The organism is Paraburkholderia sp. BCC1886, from assembly GCF_900996245.1.
Taxonomy (GTDB): domain Bacteria; phylum Pseudomonadota; class Gammaproteobacteria; order Burkholderiales; family Burkholderiaceae; genus Paraburkholderia.
The window spans coordinates 1-1,613 of the sequence record NZ_CAAJGK010000067.1 but is presented as its reverse complement, the minus strand read 5'-3'; the positions used below and the strand labels follow the sequence as shown (position 1 = coordinate 1,613).

1 protein-coding gene is annotated in these 1,613 nt (G+C 61.6%); it reads left to right on the top strand.

The window, feature by feature from the left end:
* Window positions 1-104: 104 nt before the first annotated feature.
* Entirely contained in the window at window positions 105-1,580 is a 1,476-nt protein-coding gene (locus FQ746_RS24560; protein ID WP_144112294.1) for an ISNCY family transposase, read from the top strand.
* Window positions 1,581-1,613 lie beyond the last annotated feature (33 nt).

Here is a 1,613-nt window from a genome sequence, read left to right as displayed (position 1 = left end):
ATGTGACAGCCATTTAGTAATGTCCGGTTTGGGCCAGTTAGAAATGTCCGGTTCAGGCCTGCCCGAAGCGCATGCTGTTGAGGCGCAATCCGGCGGAGCCTGCCATGAACGAACCAGGACTGGTGACGATCAGCATGAACGAGCTGCGACGCGTCAAGATCATCGAATCGGTCGTTGAAGGCCGTCTGAGCGGCGTGCGCGCCGCTGGGCAACTGGGACTGAGCGAGCGCCAGGTGTCGCGTCTGCGGCGCCGCTTCGAAGCCGCCGGGGCTGCCGGTCTGGTGTCGGCCAGACGTGGGAGGCCGAGTAACCGGCAGTTTTCGATGAATCTGCGGGCCCGGGTGCTGGCTATCATCCGGGAGCGCTATGCGGATTTCGGGCCGACGCTGGCCGGCGAGAAGCTGTACGAGTGTCACGGCATCCGGCTGGCAAAGGAAACGGTGCGGCAATGGATGTACGACGCCGGACTCTGGGTGCCGCGTGCACAACGACCGCCAAAGGTCTACCAGCCGCGCAACCGCCGCGCGTGTCTGGGTGAACTGATCCAGATCGACGGCAGCGATCACCGGTGGTTCGAGGAACGTGCGCCGGCCTGCACGCTGCTGGTGTTCATTGATGACGCAACCAGCCGTCTGATGACCCTGCACTTTACGGCGACCGAGTCGACCTTTAGCTATTTCGAGGCGCTGTCGAAGTATCTGGTGGCGCATGGGAAGCCGGTCGCGTTCTACAGCGACAAGGCGAGCGTGTTTTACGTGAAGGGCCGCTCGGAGACCGCGGGCAAAGGCGTCACGCAGTTCGGCCGCGCGCTGTACGAACTCAACATCGAGACGTTCTGTGCGAACACGAGCCAGGCCAAAGGCCGTGTGGAACGTGCCAACCTGACGTTGCAGGACCGGCTGGTGAAGGAGTTGCGCTTGCGTGGGATCAGCACGCAGGAGGCCGCCAACGCGTATGCGCCCTCCTTCATCGCGGACTTCAACCGGCGCTTTGCAAAGCCGCCCGCAAGCGGTCACAACGCCCATCGTGGACTACGCGAGGATGAGGATCTGCGACAGGTTCTGGCATACCGGGTACCGCGCAAGGTCACGCATTCGCTCACCGTGCAGTACGACCGTGTGATGTACCTGCTGGAGGACACGCCGGCCAATCGCCGCCTGATCCATGAGTACGTGGAAGTCGTCGAGTATCCGGATGGCAGCATCGACGTGCAGGCCGATGGGCGTGTCCTGCCCTATCACGAGTATGACCGGATCACGAACATTGACCAGGGGGCGGAAGTCGATAACAAGCGGCTCGCGAGTGTGCTGGAGGTAGCCCGTTGCGTGCAGACGATCCGTGACGATCGGCGCGCAGCAGGTTCGCCTTCGCGGACGCATATTGGCGAAGCGGTGCGGGCAAAGAAAGCGCTCATCGGTCTGAAGAAGCAGCGGGCAATCGATGTTAACGACATCAATGGCGCTATCCATGAAGTCAGCAACAAGACAATCGGGGAACGGGGGGCGGCTGCGCCGCCCCACCCCACAGACATGAAAAGAAACAGAACCAGAACGACGGCAAAACCAGACATTTCTATCTAGCCAGACCCCGGACATTTCAATCTGGCCTCGACA

Excerpts from the sequence above, each read along its gene's own strand:
- FQ746_RS24560 (WP_144112294.1), top strand. The coding sequence starts at position 105 with ATGAACGAACCAGGACTGGTGACGATCAGCATGAACGAGCTGCGACGC.